Origin of the sequence: Paenibacillus sp. FSL R7-0340 (assembly GCF_038002205.1) — a bacterium.
GTDB classification, from domain to species: domain Bacteria; phylum Bacillota; class Bacilli; order Paenibacillales; family Paenibacillaceae; genus Paenibacillus; species Paenibacillus polymyxa_B.
On record NZ_JBBOBY010000001.1, the window covers coordinates 1,595,346 to 1,615,000 of the forward strand.

Consider the following 19,655-nt stretch of genomic DNA (forward strand, 5'->3'; position numbering starts at 1 on the left):
ACAGACTATGAGGAAGTATGGGACAAGGAGGGAGTGCATCCATGAACAAGACCAAGATGACATTCCGGTTCGACCAACAGTTGCCGGAGACAAGCCGGGAGGATAAGCTACAGGTGCTTCCGTACAAAAACGAGTCGATTACGAACGAACAGCGTGAAACTGATAACTCGCATAAAGGAACGGAACGGAACAGAGGAATGAAGAAAAATACTGTAGCTACGCAAGAATCAGAGATCAACGAGCCTGAGGATCTGAACAAACGCATTTCAAGTCGGCGTTTTGCTCCAACATTAAGAGTACAAGAGGGATGGGAGGACCCCTTTGGTCGTTCGGCGGCTTCCTGGTCAGATGCGGAAGTTCTACCAGATAGCCTGGAAGAGGATGAGGAAGCTTATCATTCTGTCCAAGAGTACAGAAAGCGTCCGCCCCACCCTTCAAGATGGAAACTGGTTGGCTCTGTAGCCAGCGCGCTGGTGACTGGAGGCATGTTTGGATATATTATGTTGTTACTGTTTAACGGAGGAGGCATGGTCCCGGGATCAGATCCTTCAGTAGAGGAGGCTGTACCGGTCTTTAAAGAATCTGTTGGTGTGGATGCAATATCTGCAAAAGAGAATTCTGTCCCTGTCACTGTCATAGAGGCTCAGGTACCTCCACAAACCTACTATTTGCTGCAATATGGGGTTTTCAGCACTCCAGAACGGGCCTTACAAGCAAAAGAAGAACTGTTGAAGGCAGGCATTGCAGCAGGAGGGGATACCGAGGACCAAAACCGGGTATATGCAGGAATATCGCCGGATAGGGAGCAAGCCAAGTTGCTCAGCAATCAGTTGAAAACACAAGGAGTCGATTTGTATGTTCGTGAGCTTGAATTGCCTGGATTCGAAAAAGCAGCTTACGGAGGCGAAGGTGATAAACTCACTAGCTTTTTTCAGTTAAGCAGTTCATTGGTGGGTAAGTTGAGCGGACTTTCCTCAACCTTGCTCGGAGAAGGAGGTCCGAATACGGTGCCAGCCTCCGACATGAAGGAGCTGAACGACCTGCATCAGCAGTGGACACAAAATATCACTGCACTTCCCACTGGGCTTTCGAAGGAAGCGGCTGTCTCCGCAACCTCACTTGAAAAGGCGATGAACAGTGCGATCTCTGCAATTGGGGAATATAACAAGAACACAGCCAAGGAACACATTTGGGAGATTCAATCCTCCATGATGGAATATGTTTTGCGTGAGAGGGAATTTATCCAATTCATAAAACAATAAGCTAACCATATTTTCCGGCAAGGAACTGGAAATAGTTCCCCATGCCGGATTTCTGTTTGTATTGCAGTACAAATCACCGTATAATAATGAAGGTGTCAAAAAATGGCGAGGGAAGATCAGGATGAAAAAAAATGTAGGAATGCTTATACTGTTTTTGTTGCTCGGTTGGCTCTTGGGTGCATGGATTGCCAAAGCCCTTCAATCGATCAAGTTCCTTTCCTTTCTGACCCACCCCACTAGGATATCTTGGTCGCCGAGAGCGGACCTGGATATTATCAGCTACAACATAACGATAAATTTTGAATTGAGCCTGCTTAGTCTGATCGGCATCATTGCCGCGTTCTGGCTGTACCGCAGGCTCTAACTGATGAAAAGGAGCTTCCCTTATGGACGGGAAAATTACGCCCCGCATTATTCTGGCATCGACTTCACCAAGAAGGAAGGAATTGCTCGCATTTTTGAGATTCCCCTTTGAGGTGGTGCCAAGTCATGCGGATGAGAGCACGCCTGAGAGCTGGACGCCTCAGCAAATCGTGGAGACCCTTGCGGCACGCAAAGCCGAAGCGGTCGTGAACACTGCCGCTCAGTCGAAGGAAGCCGGACTGGTGATTGGCAGTGATACCATTGTCGTGCTGGATGGTTCGGTATTGGGCAAGCCTGCCGACCATGCGGACGCGGTTCGCATGCTGACTGCATTGCAGGGAAGGACACACCGTGTGTACACCGGGGTAGCCTGCATACATACCGGAACCGGCGAAATGCTTGTCAGACATCGCCAAACGAAGGTTACAATGAAGCCTCTGAGTCAAGAGCAAATTGTGGCATACGTGAATACTGGTGAACCGTCTGATAAAGCAGGAGCGTATGGCATTCAAGGCATGGGTGCTACGCTGGTGGAATCTATTCAGGGTTGTTATTTTAACGTCGTAGGATTGCCGCTTTCCTTGCTGTCGGACATGCTGTCCGATTTTGGAGTGAATGTGTTGCGTCCATAAAGGGGATAAACATATGCTGGAGTCGCCAATACTGATGCTTCGCGACCTCCCCCATGAAGAACGACCAAGAGAGCGCATGATGACATATGGGGCGGATGCCTTAAGCAACGCGGAGTTGCTGGCAATATTGCTGCGTACAGGAACGCAAAATGAGTCTTCGGTGCATTTAGCGCAGCGTATTTTGCAGCAGGCAGGAAATTTGCGTCAACTGGTGGATATGAGCTTGAGCGAGTTGACCCAGATTAAGGGCATTGGGGATGCTAAAGCGATACAGCTAAAAGCGGGTATCGAACTGGGGCGTCGATTAGCATTGTCTCGCCATTTGGAGACCCCGGTGATTAGTTGCCCGCGGGATGTGGCAGATCTGCTGTTTGAGCAGCTTCGTTATTTGCAGAAAGAGCATTTTGTATGCTTGTTCCTTAACACTAAAAATCATGTCATTGCTCAGGAAACACTATCTATGGGTAGCCTGAATTCTGCCATCGTGCATCCTCGTGAAGTATTTCGGGCAGCAATCAAATGCAGCAGTGCTTCAATCATTTGCGCTCATAACCATCCGAGCGGTGATCCGAAGCCAAGCCCGGAGGATGTCCAGTTGACTCGCCGCCTGATGGAAGCGGGCAACATCGTGGGTATCGACGTGCTTGATCATATTGTGATCGGGGACGGGACCTTTGTAAGTTTGAAGGAACAAGGTCTAATATAATATAATATTTAAATCAAACATTTAAACACGACCGGATAATCCGGCCTGAATAAACCGTTTATACATGGATAACAGATTTCAGGGAAGAGAAAAGGAGATTACATCATGCTGGGTGGCTTTACAAAAGATTTGGGAATAGACTTGGGGACGGCAAACACGCTTGTATACGTAAGAGGTAAAGGAATTGTGGTTCGTGAACCATCTGTAGTCGCTTTGCGTACAGATACAAAAACCATTGAGGCTGTTGGTGAATCTGCGAAAAAAATGATCGGTCGCACACCGGGAAATATCCGTGCGATTCGTCCGATGAAGGACGGTGTCATTGCTGATTTTGATACGACAGCAACGATGATCAAATATTTTATCCGTCAGGCGCAAGCACAACGCTCTTTGTTTCCGCGCCATCCGAACGTGATGGTTTGTGTGCCTTCAGGCATTACTGCGGTGGAGCAGCGTGCTGTTGAAGATGCGACGAAGCAAGCAGGCGCAAGAGAGGCATATACGATAGAGGAGCCGTTTGCAGCAGCAATTGGCGCTGATCTTCCTGTATGGGAGCCTACAGGCAGTATGGTTGTCGATATCGGTGGAGGTACAACCGAAGTGGCAGTCATTTCCCTGGGCGGGATTGTAACAAGCCGCTCCGTGCGTGTGGCTGGCGATGAAATGGACGAGTCCATCATCCAATACGTGAAGCGCCAATACAATCTGATGATTGGTGAACGGACTTCAGAGCAACTGAAAATGGAAGTTGGTTCAGCTATGCCATTAGAGCAAGTGGAAACCTCAGAAATCCGCGGACGTGATCTGGTAACAGGTTTGCCGAAGACGATTACGATTACTTCTGATGAAATTAGCGAAGCGTTATCGGATACAGTCAATGCAATCGTGGATGCGGTCAAAGTAACACTGGAAAAATGCCCTCCCGAGTTGGCAGCGGACATCATGGATAGAGGAATCGTACTTACTGGTGGTGGAGCACTTCTGCGTAATCTGGACAAGCTGTTGGCAGGTGAAACCGGAATGCCGGTGATCGTAGCGGAAAATCCTCTGGATTGTGTGGCAATCGGTACAGGCAGAGCGCTGGAAAATATTCATTTGTTCAAATCGCGCAGCAGTTCTGCCGTCCGTTCCAAACGTTGAATCGGGGGTGTAGGAACTGTTTAAGCTGTTTGGCAATAAAAGACTATTTGTTCTATTGATCGGAATCGTTCTGTTTATTGCCCTTATGGGGATTACACTTGGACAGAGAAATTCCTTAACCTGGCCCGAGAAGTTCGCCAGAGATTCAATTGGCTTTGTGCAAGGTATCTTTTACAGGCCCGCTTCAGCAATAGCGGGCTTCTTTGAAGATATCGGAAATATGCGCAGCATCTACGAAGAAAATGAACGGTTAAAAATTGCTGTAGCAAAGCTGACTCGTGACCAGATTCAGACCCATAATTATGTTGAAACAAATGCCAGACTGCAGAATGAACTGAAGTTCACCCAAACGCAAAAGGCGAAGAATAATTATGATTATCGTGTTGCTCAAGTGAACAGTGTCAGCAATGATTCCAAAACGCTTGTGATCGATATTGGTGAGAAGGACGGAGCGAAGGTTGGTCAGGAAGTCAGTTCGCTTGAAGGATTTGTAGGAGTCATTAGTCAAACGGGGAATTTTACGTCCACCGTTACACTGTTGACTACATTGGATCCTAAAAATCCGAATTCTTATGCCATTGCAGCGACAGTCTTGGGCAAGGAAAATCAATCGTTTGGTATGATTGAAAGCTATGATCCGGGTACGAACAGATTTCAAATGACTCGCATTGAGGAAAAAGATCCAATCGCAAAGGGTGATCAGATTATTACGTCTGGCGCAGGCGGGAAATTCCGCAAAAACCTAATGATTGGAACGGTAGAGAAGATTCAGGTTGGAGAGTTTGGCAAAACACGGACAGCGATTATTAAACCGGCAGCCAGCTTTGTGGATTGGAAAGAATTGCTCATCCTCTACACTCCTGAGGTACCGGAATAATGAAGATGCGCGGTCAGGTTCTAATACTGCTGCTGTTTGTACTGTTTATAGCTGAAGGGACGATTCTTCCATGGCTTCTTCCGGATAGTTGGCATTCAAGAATGGTTCCGAATTTTGTGTATGTCGTGATCTTGTTTGTGTCTGTGTATTACAGCCGTCATACAGCATTGGTGCTAGGTATTGTTTTTGGACTTATTCATGATGTAGTGTTCTACGGGTTTATCATTGGACCTTATTCTTTTGCAATGGGGTTGTCTGCATACTTATTGGGGCTTGTTTTTACAGCTCGACGTGCGCAGATGCCCATTATGATGGCAGCCGTGTTGATTGGTAGTTTCCTGCTGGATTCTATGCTATTTGCTATTGATCAGCTGTTCCAGCTGAATCATCAGACTTTCAATTGGGCACTTGCTCAGTATATGATTCCTGATTTATTTATCCATTTTCTGTTCGCCCTCATCATTTATGTCCCAGTTCGCAAGCAATTGCAGCGTTTGGGTACCCGTGTGAAAAAGGAAGAGGCTGTCTAGGTCTTTTTACACACATTTTGTCCGGGTTAGCAGGGATTTGACGTCCCGGGGACGAAATGATTGAGATAGGAGGGACAGGCTAATGGCGGTGAAATCGAATCATGTCACGATTAAAGGCATCAAAGATGGCCTGGTATTCCTGCTGGACGATCAATGCGAGTTTGAAGATTTGCTGGGTGAGCTGCGTTTTAAGCTGGAGCACAGTCATCAAAATATTTTAACAGGCCCGATCATTCATGTGGATATTAAGCTGGGAAGCCGAGAAGTGACAGAGGAACAGAAGGAAAGTATTCTGGAGATTTTGAAGCAGAAGGGGAATCTGCTCATCAGGTCTGTAGAATCACCTGGACTGCCTGTGGAAGTGCAGGGAAAGCCCCCTATTCACACGGTGACAGGGATTATCCGTTCTGGTCAAGTGCTTCATCACAATGGGAACCTACTCTTTTTGGGAGATGTAAACCCGGGTGGAATTATAACATGTACTGGTGATATTTATGTCCTCGGCGCTTTGCGAGGCATGGCGCATGCAGGGATGGAGGGAAATAGTGAAGCGATTATTGCGGCTTCCTATTTTGCACCGACACAGCTGCGAATTTCCGAAATGATCAGCCGTCCACCAGACGAATGGGAGACACGTGAATCCGGTATGGAATTTGCGTATCTCAAGGATGGCGCTATGCAAATAGATAAAATGAGCAATATTGTGCGTCTGGGCCGCGATTTTAACGTGTTCAAAGGGGTGTAGCACATGGGAGAGGCTATCGTCGTCACTTCAGGAAAAGGCGGCGTCGGCAAAACGACGACGTCAGCCAATATAGGAACAGCGCTTGCACTGCTCGGCAAAAAGGTATGTTTGGTGGATACGGATATCGGTTTGCGTAATCTAGACGTTGTGATGGGTCTGGAAAACCGGATTATTTACGACCTTGTTGATGTAGCGGAAGGTCGTTGCCGTTTAAATCAGGCACTGGTTAAGGACAAGCGTTTTGAGGAGCTGTATATGCTGCCAGCCGCTCAAACCAAGGACAAGAGTGCTGTTACGCCGGAGCAGGTTAAGGATATTATTTTGGAGCTTAAAAAGGATTTTGAATATATATTGATCGACTGCCCTGCGGGTATTGAACAAGGCTTTAAAAATGCCATTGCCGGAGCGGATCAGGCCATTGTTGTGACCACTCCGGAAAATGCAGCCGTACGCGATGCAGACCGGGTAATTGGTTTACTGGAAAGCTCACATGTGATATCACCCAAGTTGGTGGTTAACCGCATTCGCAATAGCATGGTTAAATCCGGAGATATGCTGGATATTGACGGGATTTTACAAGTGCTTAGCATAGACCTTATTGGGATTGTGCCGGATGATGAAATGGTAATTAAAGCAGCTAATACAGGGGAGCCTACCGTTATGAATCCAGATTCACAGGCCGCGATTGCTTACCGTAACATTGCGAGACGGATTTTGGGCGATACAGTGCCCCTCATGCAACTAGACCAGAAGAAAAGCGTGATGACACGCTTTAAGAAGTTTTTTGGTATGGGTGGATGAGGAAAACAGGAAGTTATGGCTGGTAAATTGCTTCCACACTTCCTACGTGATTTTCCATTGGTTCTAAGGTAGGAGCTGTAGTAGTATTCATTTGTAATACTAGACACTTAAATAAGTAGTAATCTTATTTAAGTGTTTTTGGTTTGTTTTTTAAATTTCCATAATACAGTTTCTCAAAATTTAGGGTCACTACATAAATATCATAAATACAAAACATAACCGGTGCGCTAGCGCCGGTTTTTTTTGATTTTTAGGTGCGTATTCCCGAACCAGACAACATAAGTTGAAGCCCGTCCTCATAAGATGTATCAAACATACCTCGCTGAGGGGGCTGAACAGGATGAATAAAAATTCCGGAATCAAGCAGCGCAGAGAAGAACGTATACAGCAGCTAATCGCGGGAAGCAAAGCGGAGACGTATCCCTCTGGCATATATCAGAACAGGCACGGGGATAAAGATATGAAGTCGATGCCTATAGTCAGTGCCAACTCGCCCAGAGACCCAGAAACTGAGTGGAAAAATGAGCGGCAACGCTGGCAGCAATCTTTTGGGACGAATCGTGGTCCGTCTTTTTGGACTTCCTTTTGGCGAAGATCAGTCATAGCAACGGTGTTATTTGGAATGGTATGGGGAATGTTTCGTTGGGATATTCCCTATGCAGTGAATTTGAGAATGTTTATTGCGGATGCCTTGAATAAGGATATGGATTTTGCAGCCGTCGGACAATGGTATGAAACTTATTTTGACGGAGCTCCTTCCTTTTTGCCGATTTTTGGCGAGGAGCATGAAACGCACAAGGTTGATGCAAGTCGAAAGGGATCTCCACCGATCGAAGGCAACATAACACAGCCTTTTGTACTGAGCCTTAAAGGAGTAGAAATTACGCCGAATGTTACCGACAACGGGGCAATCGCTGTTAAAAGTATAGATGCAGGACGAGTATTAGACATATTAAATCATCCCAAAAGCGGGATTTCGGTTACAGTTCGACACACTGGCGGTATCACAGCAACTTACGGAAGGCTTTCCCGCTCTACCTTAAAAGTGAACGACTGGGTTCAGGAGGGAGATGAGATCGGTGTACTGCCAGCAAGTCACAGTGGCAGCGAGGCGGCAACTTTGTTTTTGGCAGTTCAGAGAGGGGATCAATACATTGACCCGTCGGAAGTGGTAGCCCTTGATTAATGTCCGAGGGGTGACCTTATCATTACATCCACTGTTTGTATTGGTTATGCTGACCTCTATATTAACTGGACATTTTATCGAGATCATAACTTTATTTACATTGGTGTTTATTCATGAGCTAGGTCATGCGACAGCTGCTTCGTTGTTGGGCGCGCGGGTGCTTTCCATACAGATGTTACCCTTTGGAGGAGTGGCGGTCATTGAGGATCAGGGGAAGCTCAATGCGTGGAAGGAGATTGTCATTGCGCTAGCGGGGCCCCTGCAAAACGGAATCATGATCATCATCCTTTTGTGGTTCAGAAATGTGAGTGGGCTGGAGTATGATTATGTAAATTATATAATTCAGGGGAATGCAGTTATTGCACTGTTTAATTTGCTGCCCATTTTACCACTGGATGGTGGAAAAATATTACAGTCATTGATTAGCTTATCTTGTTCTTATCACCGCACATTAGTGTGGACTTTTAGAGCCAGTATCGTAACGAGTCTGCTATTTTGTATGTATGGTATTTCACCATTGTTAAGGCAAAATGGACCTATGCATTTAAATCTGCTGGCGGTAGGGATTTTTTTGCTTTATTCTAATATTGTGGATTATCGGAATATCCCTTACCGTTTTATACGGTTTTTGCTGGGGAGGGACGAGCTTTTTTACCGCGAAGTAGCTAAGGGGAGTATTGCCTTACCTATTGTATCCCTGCCAGTGAAACATTTGGAGCCTATTTTGCGTCTTTTCAGAAGAGATCGGTATCATATGGTTTATGTTATGAATGAACAGGGACGGATTGTAGCCGTACTGCCGGAGCAACGTCTTATTCGCTCTTATTTTGCGACACGCCCGCCAGATGGTGGAGAACCCAAGCCCAAATAATGTTTTATGAGTTAAGGAAGAGGCTGTATCCAGAGAGGTTGAAAAACCATGAAGCAAATGATTGTACAATGCCAGCAGCAGATGACCCAAATGGCGCTGTTGGAAGAGGGACGATTGGTTGAATATGCGGCTGAACTACCGCGAAAACGGGGAATTCTAGGTTCTTTTTTCAAAGCGAGGGTGGTCAATGTGCTACCAGGTATGCAAGCCGCCTTTGTTGACATTGGACAGCGAAAGAATGCCTTTTTGTATGTAGATGACGTACTTCATGCTCATTTGGACAAGCAGCCGGAGGTAAAGCCATCCATTTCAGAAGTGTTAAAGGTGGGGCAGGAAATTGTAGTGCAGGTATTAAAAGAGGCTGTTGGTAGCAAGGGAGCCAGGGTCACCACTCATTTTTCACTTCCGGGTCGCTGGATCGTATATATGCCCCGTGCTGATTATGTGGCCGTATCCAAGAAGATCGAACGTGAGGGCGAACGTACCCGTTTGAAAGCAATGGGAGAGCAGCTACGCACAAGTGAGGAAGGACTCATAATCCGTACCGTTTCGGAAGACATGAGTATAGAGGCGATTGAAAATGATTTAAATCAACTGCGTAAGCAGTGGGCGGCTATTCAGCGTAAAGCTGGTGAACACTCGGCTCCGTGCGAATTACATCGGGATTTAAGTATCGTTCAGCGATTGATTAGGGATGTGTTTACACCTGAACAGGATGAACTGGTTATTGACAGTGAAGAGCAAGCAAAGGACGCAGAAATAATGCTGCAACAGATTGGTCCTGCGAAAGCTCATGTAAGTATATTTCGTGGTGCAGAAGAAACAATTTTTAAAGCTTATGGCATTCATGAGCAGCTGGAACGCGATTTTGCGCGAAAGGTATGGTTGCAGGGCGGCGGTTATATTGTCATTGATCATACGGAGGCATTAACCGTCATTGATGTGAATACGGGGAAGTTTACGGGAGGCAGTAATCTGGAAGAGACGGTGACCCAGACTAACATTGAAGCAGCCGAAGAGATTGCCCGCCTGGTACGTGTGCGTGATATTGGTGGTATCATCATCATTGATTTTATTGACATGGAACAAGAGGAGAATCGTCGGGAAGTATCCTCTGTGCTGGAAGCAAGATTGAAGAAGGATCGGACCAAATCTTATGTTGTCGGTTGGACGCGGTTAGGTTTGCTGGAAATGACCCGTAAAAAAGTGCGTGAGGAAAAGACGCTCGTGTAGAGCGGTGCGAAACCAAAAATCATTTTAAAACTAAAGGTTGAATGTGTACAAAGCTTGTGCTACAATCATTTAGTATGTGTGATGCGTAAGATTGGCTGCACATGCTGTAACCGCTCCAATCAGGTACTGAAGTACAGTATCCTAAGGGAATCTGTCACCTGCTATTAGGCGAGTCTGAGACATAAGGAGGTGCAAGCAAATGTACGCAATTATCGAAACAGGTGGTAAGCAATACAAAGTTCAAGAGGGCGACGTATTGTTCATCGAGAAGTTGGAAGCTAATGATGGTGAAACTGTAACGTTCGATCGTGTTCTGGCAGTGTCCGGCGACAATGGCTTGACAGCAGGTACACCGCTTCTTTCTGGAGCTTCTGTAACAGCTAAAGTTGAGAAGCATGGTCAAGGTCAAAAGGTCATCGTATACAAATACAAACCTAAAAAGAACTACCATGTGAAGCAAGGTCATCGTCAACCGTACACGAAAGTGACGATTGAAAAAATCCAAGCGTAAGAGGGTGCGATAAGTGATTATCGTGCGTATTACACGACTGGAGGATGGCAGCATACAGGGGTTTTCCGTTAAAGGGCATGCGAATTTCGCTAAATCTGGCGAGGATATCGTATGTGCTGGCGTTTCAGCAGTAACGGTAGGAACTGTCAATTCGATTGGAGCTCTTACGGACGTTGAGATGGAAACGGAAATGGAAAACGGCTTTTTAAGCGCGTATCTTTCTCCTGAAAGTTATCATGATGCGAACGCACAGGTTCAACTGTTGCTGGAGTCCATGGTGATTATGCTGACAAGTATTGCTGAATCATACGGTAAGTATATTCAAATAGAAAATAATCAAAGAAGGAGGTAGACATCATGTTGAAATTGACATTGGATCTTCAATTATTCGCATCGAAAAAAGGTGTAGGTTCCACAAAAAACGGACGTGACAGTAGATCGAAACGTCTTGGAGTGAAACGTGCTGACGGTCAAGCAGTTACCGGCGGTAGCATCCTGGTTCGTCAACGCGGAACGAAAATTCACCCGGGCACGAACGTGGGCATCGGTAAGGACGACACTCTGTTCGCGAAAGTGGACGGCGTTGTGAAGTTCGAACGTTGGGGCCGTGATCGCAAAAAGGTGAGCATCTACCCGATCGACGTTGCTCCAGTAGCAGCTACTGTAGAAGCTTAATAGCGGCTTAGACACGCTGAAAAGCCTCCGGCACTTTTGTCGGAGGCTTTTTTGCATGATGGTAATGAACTGGAAAGTTAGTCTGTGCTATACTGGATTAAGGTTCTTTAATAATCCATTTAATTTCGCAGAACGGAGAGAAGCCATGTTCCAGCGGATAAGAGCGCCTTATCTGGCGTTGGGTTCCATTCTGATTCCTTTGGTTTTTTCACTGCTCTATCCTGAAGTATTAACGATTATCTTATTAGCAGTATGGTCTGTAGTTGCTGCATGCTTTGGTATGTGGTATACGCAAAGACAGGTTGAGTATGAGCGGAAAGCTGCTTTGCGTTCTTTTGAGCGTACAGCGATTTCAATGCTTAACCATCATCGGCATGACTGGATGAATGACTTGCAGGTGCTTTATGGATATATTCGTATGAATAAGCATGATAAATCTGTTGCTTATGTGGAAACAATAAAAGGGCGCGTGGCGGAAGACAGTAAAATATCTAAGTTGGGTATTCCCTCACTGGTGTTTTATTTGCAGTCTTTTCGCGTGAACGCCGGTAATTTACAGTTGTCGGTACAGGTTGAGGAACAGTTAAAGTTAGACGCTGTCATGTCTCCCGAAGACGGCGAGTCGCTTGCCTCGGCCGTCATAGAAACGGTGCGTGCGTATCAATATGGCGGGGGCCGGTCGTCCTGGGGAGAAGTGCGCAGATTGACACTTTTTTTCGGTATGGATCAGAATGATGTTATCGTCCGTTTTGAAGGAAGTGACATACCTGCGGATTTGAATATCCTAAAGCGGGTCAGATCCGTACTCGGAAGTGAACGCATTCGAACAGAGAAGCTCCCTACGGGCGAAATGTTTCAAATTCGGATGCAGTGCCAGACATAAGGAAGGTGTAACCATGTTTGTAGATAAAGCGAAGATTTTTGTTAAAGGCGGTGACGGTGGGGACGGATTAATTGCGTTTCGCCGTGAGAAATACGTTCCTGAAGGTGGCCCAGGTGGTGGTGACGGAGGGAACGGTGGAGACGTAATTTTCCGTGTAGATGAGGGTTTGCGTACCTTGATGGATTTTCGGTACCAACGTCATTTTAAAGCCCAACGTGGAGTGAAAGGTCGTAACAAAAGCCAACACGGAGCCAATGCGGAGCACATGATCGTACGTATACCACCGGGAACGGTCATCATAGATGATGATACTGGTGAAGTAGTAGCAGATATGACACGTCATGGTCAACAAGTCGTCGTAGCTAAAGGAGGACGCGGAGGACGCGGGAACATCCGTTTTGCTACACCGAATAATCCAGCGCCTGAGTTGGCTGAGAACGGCGCAGAGGGACAAGAACGTTATATCACGCTTGAGTTAAAAGTAATGGCTGACGTAGGTTTGGTCGGGTTCCCTAGTGTAGGGAAGTCTACCTTGTTGTCGGTTGTATCTTCCGCAAAACCGAAAATTGGGGCATACCACTTTACAACGATTACTCCGAATTTGGGCGTTGTGGATGTGGGTGATCATCGTAACTTTGTGATGGCGGATTTGCCTGGTTTGATTGAAGGAGCTCATGAAGGTATTGGGCTGGGACATGAATTTCTGCGGCACATTGAGCGGACGCGTATTATTATCCATGTCGTGGATATGGCGGGCTCCGAAGGACGTGATCCGTTTGAAGATTGGACTAAAATTAACGACGAATTGAAGCAATATAATGCAACATTGGCTGAGCGTCCACAAATTGTGGCGGCCAATAAAATGGATATGCCGGAGGCGGAAGAAAACCTGACTCACTTCAAAGAGCAGATTGCTTCTATACGTCCTGATCTTGAAATCATGCCTATTTCCTCACTGACACGTCAAGGTGTGAAGGAACTGCTCTACCGGGCTGCTGATTTGCTGGATCAAATACCGGATGAGCCGGTTGTTGAGGAAGTAGCAGAAGTCAATGAACGTAAGGTATTTAAGCTGGATACAGCAGAAGACGATGGCTTTACAATTGTACGTGAAAACGATACATTCGTGGTGCAGAGTCCTAAAATTGAGCGCATGATGAAGCGCATGCAGTTGAACTCGCATGATGCCATTTTGAAATTAGCAAGAACGTTACGCCATATGGGTGTGGATGCTGAGTTACGCAAGCGTGGCGCCAAAGATGGTACATCTGTACGCATTGCTGATTTCGAGTTCGAATTTGTTGAAGGCAGCAGCTACTACTAAATTTCAAATAAAGTTCTAAAACCTGAACGGTTACTGTACTATAGGAAACTCTATAGAAGGCAGTAGCCGTTTTTTGCATTGTTTGCTTGCTGATTTTCAAGAGTTTCGTTATAATGTCCTCTATACAAAAACATAAGTCTTTGAGGAGAGGACGTTCTTGAAAGAGCGCTATTACTTGGTACGGGAAGATATTTTGCCTGAAGCAATTGTTAAGACCATACAGGTAAAACTGCTGCTGGCTTCAGGAGATGTTAAAACCGTGCATGATGCCGTGGAGCAAGTTGGGCTAAGCCGAAGCGCCTTTTATAAATATAAGGATGGCATACATTTGGTTAACCAGCTGGAGCGTGAGCGAATTGTCAATATCTCTATTGATTTAGAGCATCAATCCGGAATGTTGTCCAGGGTGCTTGGCAGAGTGGCTGATTTCGGAGGCAATGTGCTGACGATCCAGCAAAGTATTCCACTGCAAGGCAGAGCCAACGTAGTCATCTCCGTAGAAATGTCCAGACTCAGTGAAGAGTTGGGTGTTCTACTGGAGGGCTTGGAAGATATTTCTGGAGTTAAACGTGTTCGCCTGATTGGGCAAGGTTAAGGCAATTCAGTTCATTAGACATAAGTTCGCGGGAGGGGAATGGATGAAACCGGTCAAAGTAGGATTGTTAGGTTTGGGGACGGTTGGAACGGGAGTCGTTCGAATCGTAGAAGGCAATCAGGAAGACTTGAGCAGACAAGTCGGTTCACCGATCATCATTGAAAAAATAGCTGTAAAAAACATAGAAAAATATCGTTCCATTGAAGTGGAGACAGCCAAGCTTACTGAGGACCCATGGGAAGTTATTCGGGACCCTGAAATTGATGTAATTATTGAAGTCATGGGCGGCGTTGATCAGACGAAGGAGTACATTCTTGAAGCGCTGGAGCGGGGGAAACACATCGTAACAGCAAATAAGGACTTAATGGCTTTGCACGGTTCTGAAGTATTAGCAAAGGCGCAGGAAAAGCAGTGTGATATTTTTTATGAAGCTAGTGTAGCAGGTGGTATCCCGATCATTCGTACATTAATTGAAGGCTTCTCCTCCGATCGCATTACCCGCATTATGGGGATTGTGAACGGTACGACAAACTTTATTTTAACAAAAATGAGTCAGGAAGGGGCCTCGTACGAGGAAGTTCTCAAGGAAGCGCAGGAGCTTGGGTATGCTGAATCGGATCCGACCTCAGACGTGGAAGGACTGGATGCAGCTCGTAAAATGGCAATTCTCGGCACGCTTGGTTTCCGCTCTAATGTAGAGCTCAAGGATGTAAGTGTCAGCGGCATTTCAAAGGTAACCAGTGAAGATATTGCTTTTGCTAAAAAACTAGGATATGAAATGAAATTGCTCGGGATTGCAGAGCGCCAAGGTGATGAATTTACGATTAACGTTCAGCCGACTATGGTACGCAAGCAGCATCCATTGGCTTCGGTGAACGGGGTATTCAATGCGGTGTATGTGCATGGTGAAGCAGTGGGTGAAACCATGTTTTATGGTGCGGGTGCAGGTGAAATGCCGACGGCAACATCGGTTGTAGCCGATTTAGTAGCTGTAGTGAAAAATCTCAAACTTGGTGTCAATGGGCTTAAAGCCATCGTTCCTTACAATCCCAAAAAAATTAGTAACGATGAAGATGTGTATTTCAAAAACTTCGTGCTTCTGCATGTGGATGATAAAGCAGGGGTGTTGGCACGGATTACGCAAGTATTTGCTGAATTTGATGTCAGTCTGGCATCTGTTGTGCAGCAACCGAATGAGGTTAACCCCGATGCTGAAATTATTATCGTGACTCATTTAGCCAGTAAAGCGAGTATGAAAAAGGTTTTGGAGCATTTTGAAACTTTGGACGTCATCCGTCGCATCAAGAGCGTATATCGAGTAGAGGGATAGTCAATAAAAGCAGGAGGAATTGTCTGTATGACCGTTTTAAAAACAGCAAGAGTGCGTGTGCCTGCGAGTACGGCCAACTTGGGTCCCGGCTTTGATACATTGGGCATGGCATTGTCCTTATATGCATGGATTGAAATGAAGGAGGCCGAACAGACGGCTTTTCATTTATACGGAAATGAAATGAATGGTGTTCCCCAAGATAAAACTAATCTGATTTTCAAGGTAGCACAAATGGTTTTTCGGGAAGCAGGTGTATCTGTTCCTGAGCTCGATATTTCGATGTACTCGGATATTCCACTTACTCGTGGTTTGGGCAGTAGTGCTTCTGCCATTGTGGGCGCCTTGGTCGCTGCCAATACGTTGATTGGCTCACCTCTGCCGGATTCCAAACTGTTCGATATGGCAAGCGCCATTGAAAAACATCCGGATAATGTTGGAGCTTCCCTGTTTGGTGGTATTATTACAGCGATGTGGGATGGCGAGAATGCTAGGCATTTACGACTTGAACCGGATGCTAATCTGGAGGTTATGGTAGTTATTCCAGATTTTCAGCTATCCACGTCGAAAGCCAGAGAGGTTCTACCCGCGCATGTATCATTGAAGGATGCCGTATATAATATAAGTCATGCTTCCATGCTAGTAGCAGCATTGGCGTCGGGAAGAACCGATTTAATTGCCGAAGCGATGCGTGATCAGCTTCATCAGCCTTACCGTGCGGCGCTTGTGCCGGGTATGACAGAGATCCTGCAGGATGCGCACCATTATGGTGCCTTGGGTGTGGCTCTCAGTGGGGCTGGACCGACGCTGCTGGCATTGACGGATCAACGGGTGAATCGGAAAGCGGAGCTGGAGCAGTATTTAACGGATACCATGAACAAAGAGGGGATCACTGCTTCTGTTTTAAAATTGCGCCCTGAGAGTGAAGGAGTTAAAGTATATACAGAAGGGAATACACTCCCTTTTATGGATATGATTAAAGGGGAACTTACGATATGAAACGAATTGCACTTCTTCCTGAGGGGACCGTTTCTCATGAAGCGATTAAGTATTTGTTAGGAGATACGCCCCATGAATTACTGTTTTACAAGCATATTGCGGACGTATTTCAGGCAGTAGACAAGGGACAGGCAGACTATAGTGTAATTCCCATTGAAAATACGATTGATGGCTCTGTAAGTTTGCATATGGACTGGCTTGTACATGAAGTAGACATTCAAATGCAGGCGGAATGGGTATATCCTTCAATTCAAAATCTTATTGGACATCGTAGTGAGTTTACGAAGGATTTGGACAAGCTGGATTTGAGCAAAGTGGTCAAAATTATGTCTCATCCTGTAGCGCTTCCCCAGTGTAAAGAATTCATACAGGCTTCCGCTCCTCAGGCCGAGCTGGAGGGTGCAGGAAGTACGGCAGAAGCCGTCGAAATTGTTAAACATAACCCCGGTAAAGGCTGGACCGCTCTCGGAACCAAGCTCGCGGCTGCCAAACACGGATTGGATATTTTGGCCAGCAAAGTAACGGATCACGATAACAACTTTACCCGCTTTGTCTTGATCGGCCATCAACCTATAAGTCTCCCGGGTACACCTGAAGGTCAGCGAACCAGTATTTTGGTCACGCCACCGCAGGATTTCCCGGGAGCGCTGCATCAGGTTTTATCCGCATTTGCATGGCGCAGGTTAAATCTGTCCCGTATTGAATCGCGTCCGACCAAAAAGCAATTGGGGAATTATTATTTTTACATTGAAGTTTTGGAATCTCTGCATTCCGTTCTGCTTCCGGCAGCCTTTGCAGAGATTGAGGCTTTGGGATGCCATGTACGTATTCTTGGCTCTTATCCAAGTTACAAGTATGTTGAAGCAGCGATCGAACCTATTTTAAAGGAACATTAATCGGAGGTGTGGTTTTAATGGCAGAACAATGGATCTATCTGGATGGGCAGCATGTGACTAAGGAAAACGCAAAGGTTTCCGTATATGATCATGGATTCTTGTACGGAGACGGTATATTTGAGGGCATTCGTATCTATAACGGGAATATTTTTAAATGTAAGGAGCACTTGGAGCGTCTGTATGATTCTGCGAAATCCATTCAGTTAAACATTCCGTTGTCTCCTGATGAGATGTTGGAAGCAATGGCTGAAACGATTCGTCTTAACGAAATGCGTAACGGATATATCCGTCTGATTGTATCCCGAGGTGCAGGAAATCTAGGTTTAGATCCTCTTCGTTGTGCGAAGGCGAGTGTCATCATTATCGTGGAACAGCTCGCCATTTACCCGGAAGAAGCTTACTTGACTGGCCTGAAGACAATTTCTGTCTCTCAGCGTCGCAACATCCCAGATGCTTTGAATCCGAAGATTAAATCATTGAACTATCTCAACAATATCCTCGTGAAGATCCAGTCTAACTATGCTGGTGTAGGTGAGGCTATTATGCTCAATTCCCAAGGGTATGTGACAGAAGGCTCTGCGGACAACATTTTCATTGTCAAAAATGGAGTGTTATATACACCTCCTTGCTATTTGGGAGCGCTTGAAGGGATTACTCGTAATGCTATTATCGATTTGTGTACTAAGCTTGGATACCCCCTTAAGGAACAACCTTTTACACTGCATGATGTATATGTTGCGGACGAGGTGTTTTTTACAGGAACTGCGGCAGAAGTTATTGCAGCTTATGAAGTGGATGGTCGTACGATCGGCTCCGGTGTTGCTGGCCCAGTGACTTTGGAGCTCCTGGCTGAGTTCCGGAAGATCGTGGATAAGGATGGCTACAAAGTGTGGCAGGACTAAAATAAAACCGAATCCTTTTAGCTGAATGCTCGTGAGAGTATTCGGTTGAGAGGATTTTTTTGTTTGTATGGGGTCATTCGCCCGGGAGGTGCATAGGATGTAATAACAGAAGCCGGGCGTTTATCCCGCCCGAACGAAAGTCTAGGAGGTTTGTGACCTGTGAAAATACACATCGTCAAAAAAGGTGACACTCTGTACTTGCTGGCACAGAAGTATAATGTGACGCTGGAGAAAGTTATTGCCGCCAATCCCCAATTGGCAGACCCTAATCAGTTGAGCATCGGCGAGAAAATTAAAATTCCAACAGACCCTGTTACGATGGAAACACAGCCGTCAACGGTATATCAACACAAGGTTAAGCAAGGAGATTCATTGTGGAAGTTGTCCAAGGCGTGGAATGTACCGCTTAAGCTAATTATTGATGCCAATTCCCAGCTTAAAAACCCGAACGCACTTCTGGTTGGAGAAACAGTTAATATTCCACACTACAAAGAAGAGGCGTCTGATTTTACTGAGAATAAAAAAAATACCGCAGTCAAAGAAGAGATGACACAGCCTAAACCTGAATCCCCAACCAAGCAAGAACTTACCCAGCCCAAGGCGGAGTTGACGCAGCCTAAGCAGGAGAATATGCCTAGCCCTAAAGAAGAGATGACACAACCAAAAGAAACAGTGAATCCTCCTAAGCTTCCTGAATTAAAACTGCCTGAAGTTCCTATGGCACCCGTAAATCCTGCTCCACCTCAAATGCAGCCCATAGTTACTCCACCTGCTCCACCTCAAATGCAGCCCATAGTTACTCCACCTGCTCCACCTCAAATGCAACCTATAGTTACCCAACCGATTGCATCTAAGCCACAGCTTCCTACAACTGTTGTGAAGCAACCTGTAGCTGAAAAATTTTGCGGCTGCACAAAATCGGAGCCGATGGTGAATTCCGAGTGGTCGATACAACAGCCGACATTTGATTATAGCCCACAAATAAATGCAATGCCGAACTCGTGGTATCCGGGGATTGGGTCTCCTCAACCTTTGGGGAATGCACCTATAAATACCTCCTTAGCAGAATATGCTTCTCCTACTGTAGTATCTGATCAGGACTATCATCATGACTGTGAGCATCCATGGTGCTGGGGGCCTGTGCAGACATCACCCATAAATGCCCATCCAACACCTTATCCTGCCTACTCAGATTGC

At 46.0% G+C, this 19,655-nt stretch carries 23 protein-coding genes and 1 other annotated feature (1 of these 24 only partly in view); all 23 genes read left to right on the forward strand.

The window, feature by feature from the left end; translation table 11 throughout:
• Window positions 1–41 precede the first annotated feature (41 nt).
• On the forward strand, window positions 42–1,262 hold the full coding sequence (locus MKX59_RS07110; protein WP_340857909.1) for an SPOR domain-containing protein: 1,221 nt from the start codon (window positions 42–44) through the stop codon (window positions 1,260–1,262).
• Between the two features lie 121 nt (window positions 1,263–1,383).
• Window positions 1,384–1,626, forward strand: coding sequence for a DUF4321 domain-containing protein (locus MKX59_RS07115; protein WP_023989955.1), 243 nt, complete (start codon window positions 1,384–1,386; stop codon window positions 1,624–1,626).
• Between the two features lie 22 nt (window positions 1,627–1,648).
• Complete coding sequence (locus MKX59_RS07120; protein WP_340857912.1) at window positions 1,649–2,257, forward strand: Maf family protein; 609 nt, start codon at window positions 1,649–1,651, stop codon at window positions 2,255–2,257.
• A gap of 13 nt (window positions 2,258–2,270) precedes the next feature.
• Window positions 2,271–2,963 (forward strand): RadC family protein, encoded by a 693-nt coding sequence (gene radC, locus MKX59_RS07125; RefSeq protein ID WP_025722728.1) that lies wholly within the window; start codon window positions 2,271–2,273, stop codon window positions 2,961–2,963.
• Between the two features lie 105 nt (window positions 2,964–3,068).
• The gene (locus MKX59_RS07130) at window positions 3,069–4,103 is read left to right on the forward strand and encodes a rod shape-determining protein (protein ID WP_013311600.1); all 1,035 of its coding nucleotides are present in this window, start codon (window positions 3,069–3,071) and stop codon (window positions 4,101–4,103) included.
• A gap of 55 nt (window positions 4,104–4,158) precedes the next feature.
• Complete coding sequence (gene mreC, locus MKX59_RS07135; RefSeq protein ID WP_023989952.1) at window positions 4,159–4,980, forward strand: rod shape-determining protein MreC; 822 nt, start codon at window positions 4,159–4,161, stop codon at window positions 4,978–4,980.
• Window positions 4,980–5,510 carry a rod shape-determining protein MreD gene (mreD, locus tag MKX59_RS07140; RefSeq protein ID WP_023989951.1) on the forward strand — a complete coding sequence of 177 codons (531 nt, stop codon included), beginning with the start codon at window positions 4,980–4,982 and terminating at the stop codon, window positions 5,508–5,510. Before mreC ends, mreD begins: the two co-directional genes overlap by 1 nt.
• An 82-nt stretch (window positions 5,511–5,592) precedes the next feature.
• Window positions 5,593–6,255, forward strand: coding sequence for a septum site-determining protein MinC (gene minC, locus MKX59_RS07145; protein ID WP_013311597.1), 663 nt, complete (start codon window positions 5,593–5,595; stop codon window positions 6,253–6,255).
• A gap of 3 nt (window positions 6,256–6,258) precedes the next feature.
• On the forward strand, window positions 6,259–7,056 hold the full coding sequence (gene minD, locus MKX59_RS07150; protein ID WP_013311596.1) for a septum site-determining protein MinD: 798 nt from the start codon (window positions 6,259–6,261) through the stop codon (window positions 7,054–7,056).
• Between the two features lie 340 nt (window positions 7,057–7,396).
• Window positions 7,397–8,242 carry a peptidoglycan DD-metalloendopeptidase family protein gene (locus MKX59_RS07155; protein ID WP_023989950.1) on the forward strand — a complete coding sequence of 282 codons (846 nt, stop codon included), beginning with the start codon at window positions 7,397–7,399 and terminating at the stop codon, window positions 8,240–8,242.
• Window positions 8,235–9,113 (forward strand): M50 family metallopeptidase, encoded by an 879-nt coding sequence (locus MKX59_RS07160; RefSeq protein ID WP_023989949.1) that lies wholly within the window; start codon window positions 8,235–8,237, stop codon window positions 9,111–9,113. The genes MKX59_RS07155 and MKX59_RS07160 overlap by 8 nt, the downstream gene beginning before the upstream one ends.
• 48 nt (window positions 9,114–9,161) lie before the next feature.
• Window positions 9,162–10,346: an Rne/Rng family ribonuclease gene (locus MKX59_RS07165; RefSeq protein ID WP_023989948.1), complete on the forward strand. Its 1,185-nt coding sequence runs from the start codon at window positions 9,162–9,164 to the stop codon at window positions 10,344–10,346.
• A gap of 98 nt (window positions 10,347–10,444) precedes the next feature.
• Window positions 10,445–10,532, forward strand: a sequence feature (ribosomal protein L21 leader region).
• 13 nt (window positions 10,533–10,545) lie between these two features.
• On the forward strand, window positions 10,546–10,857 hold the full coding sequence (gene rplU / locus MKX59_RS07170; RefSeq protein ID WP_013311592.1) for a 50S ribosomal protein L21: 312 nt from the start codon (window positions 10,546–10,548) through the stop codon (window positions 10,855–10,857).
• 13 nt (window positions 10,858–10,870) lie between these two features.
• Window positions 10,871–11,209: a ribosomal-processing cysteine protease Prp gene (locus MKX59_RS07175; protein WP_013311591.1), complete on the forward strand. Its 339-nt coding sequence runs from the start codon at window positions 10,871–10,873 to the stop codon at window positions 11,207–11,209.
• 5 nt (window positions 11,210–11,214) lie between these two features.
• A complete protein-coding gene (gene rpmA, locus MKX59_RS07180) occupies window positions 11,215–11,532 on the forward strand; it encodes a 50S ribosomal protein L27 (protein ID WP_013311590.1) in 318 nt (105 codons plus the stop codon).
• A gap of 145 nt (window positions 11,533–11,677) precedes the next feature.
• Entirely contained in the window at window positions 11,678–12,415 is a 738-nt protein-coding gene (locus MKX59_RS07185; RefSeq protein WP_053326604.1) for a Spo0B domain-containing protein, read from the forward strand.
• A 13-nt stretch (window positions 12,416–12,428) separates the two neighbouring features.
• Entirely contained in the window at window positions 12,429–13,739 is a 1,311-nt protein-coding gene (obgE, locus tag MKX59_RS07190) for a GTPase ObgE (protein WP_023989945.1), read from the forward strand.
• A 157-nt stretch (window positions 13,740–13,896) separates the two neighbouring features.
• A complete protein-coding gene (locus MKX59_RS07195; RefSeq protein WP_013311587.1) occupies window positions 13,897–14,334 on the forward strand; it encodes an ACT domain-containing protein in 438 nt (145 codons plus the stop codon).
• 43 nt (window positions 14,335–14,377) lie between these two features.
• The gene (locus MKX59_RS07200) at window positions 14,378–15,664 is read left to right on the forward strand and encodes a homoserine dehydrogenase (RefSeq protein WP_023989944.1); all 1,287 of its coding nucleotides are present in this window, start codon (window positions 14,378–14,380) and stop codon (window positions 15,662–15,664) included.
• Window positions 15,665–15,691: 27 nt separating this feature from the next.
• Window positions 15,692–16,660, forward strand: a complete 969-nt coding sequence (gene thrB, locus MKX59_RS07205; protein WP_028541579.1) for a homoserine kinase — start codon at window positions 15,692–15,694, stop codon at window positions 16,658–16,660.
• Entirely contained in the window at window positions 16,657–17,556 is a 900-nt protein-coding gene (gene pheA / locus MKX59_RS07210; protein WP_023989942.1) for a prephenate dehydratase, read from the forward strand. The genes thrB and pheA overlap by 4 nt, the downstream gene beginning before the upstream one ends.
• Before the next feature lie 17 nt (window positions 17,557–17,573).
• Window positions 17,574–18,458, forward strand: coding sequence for a branched-chain-amino-acid transaminase (gene ilvE / locus MKX59_RS07215; RefSeq protein WP_023989941.1), 885 nt, complete (start codon window positions 17,574–17,576; stop codon window positions 18,456–18,458).
• Window positions 18,459–18,617: 159 nt separating this feature from the next.
• On the forward strand, window positions 18,618–19,655 hold the 5' portion of the coding sequence (locus MKX59_RS07220; protein WP_340857926.1) for a LysM peptidoglycan-binding domain-containing protein. It continues 609 nt past the right edge of the window; the window shows 1,038 of its 1,647 coding nt (coding positions 1–1,038); its start codon is at window positions 18,618–18,620; its stop codon lies beyond the right edge, outside the window.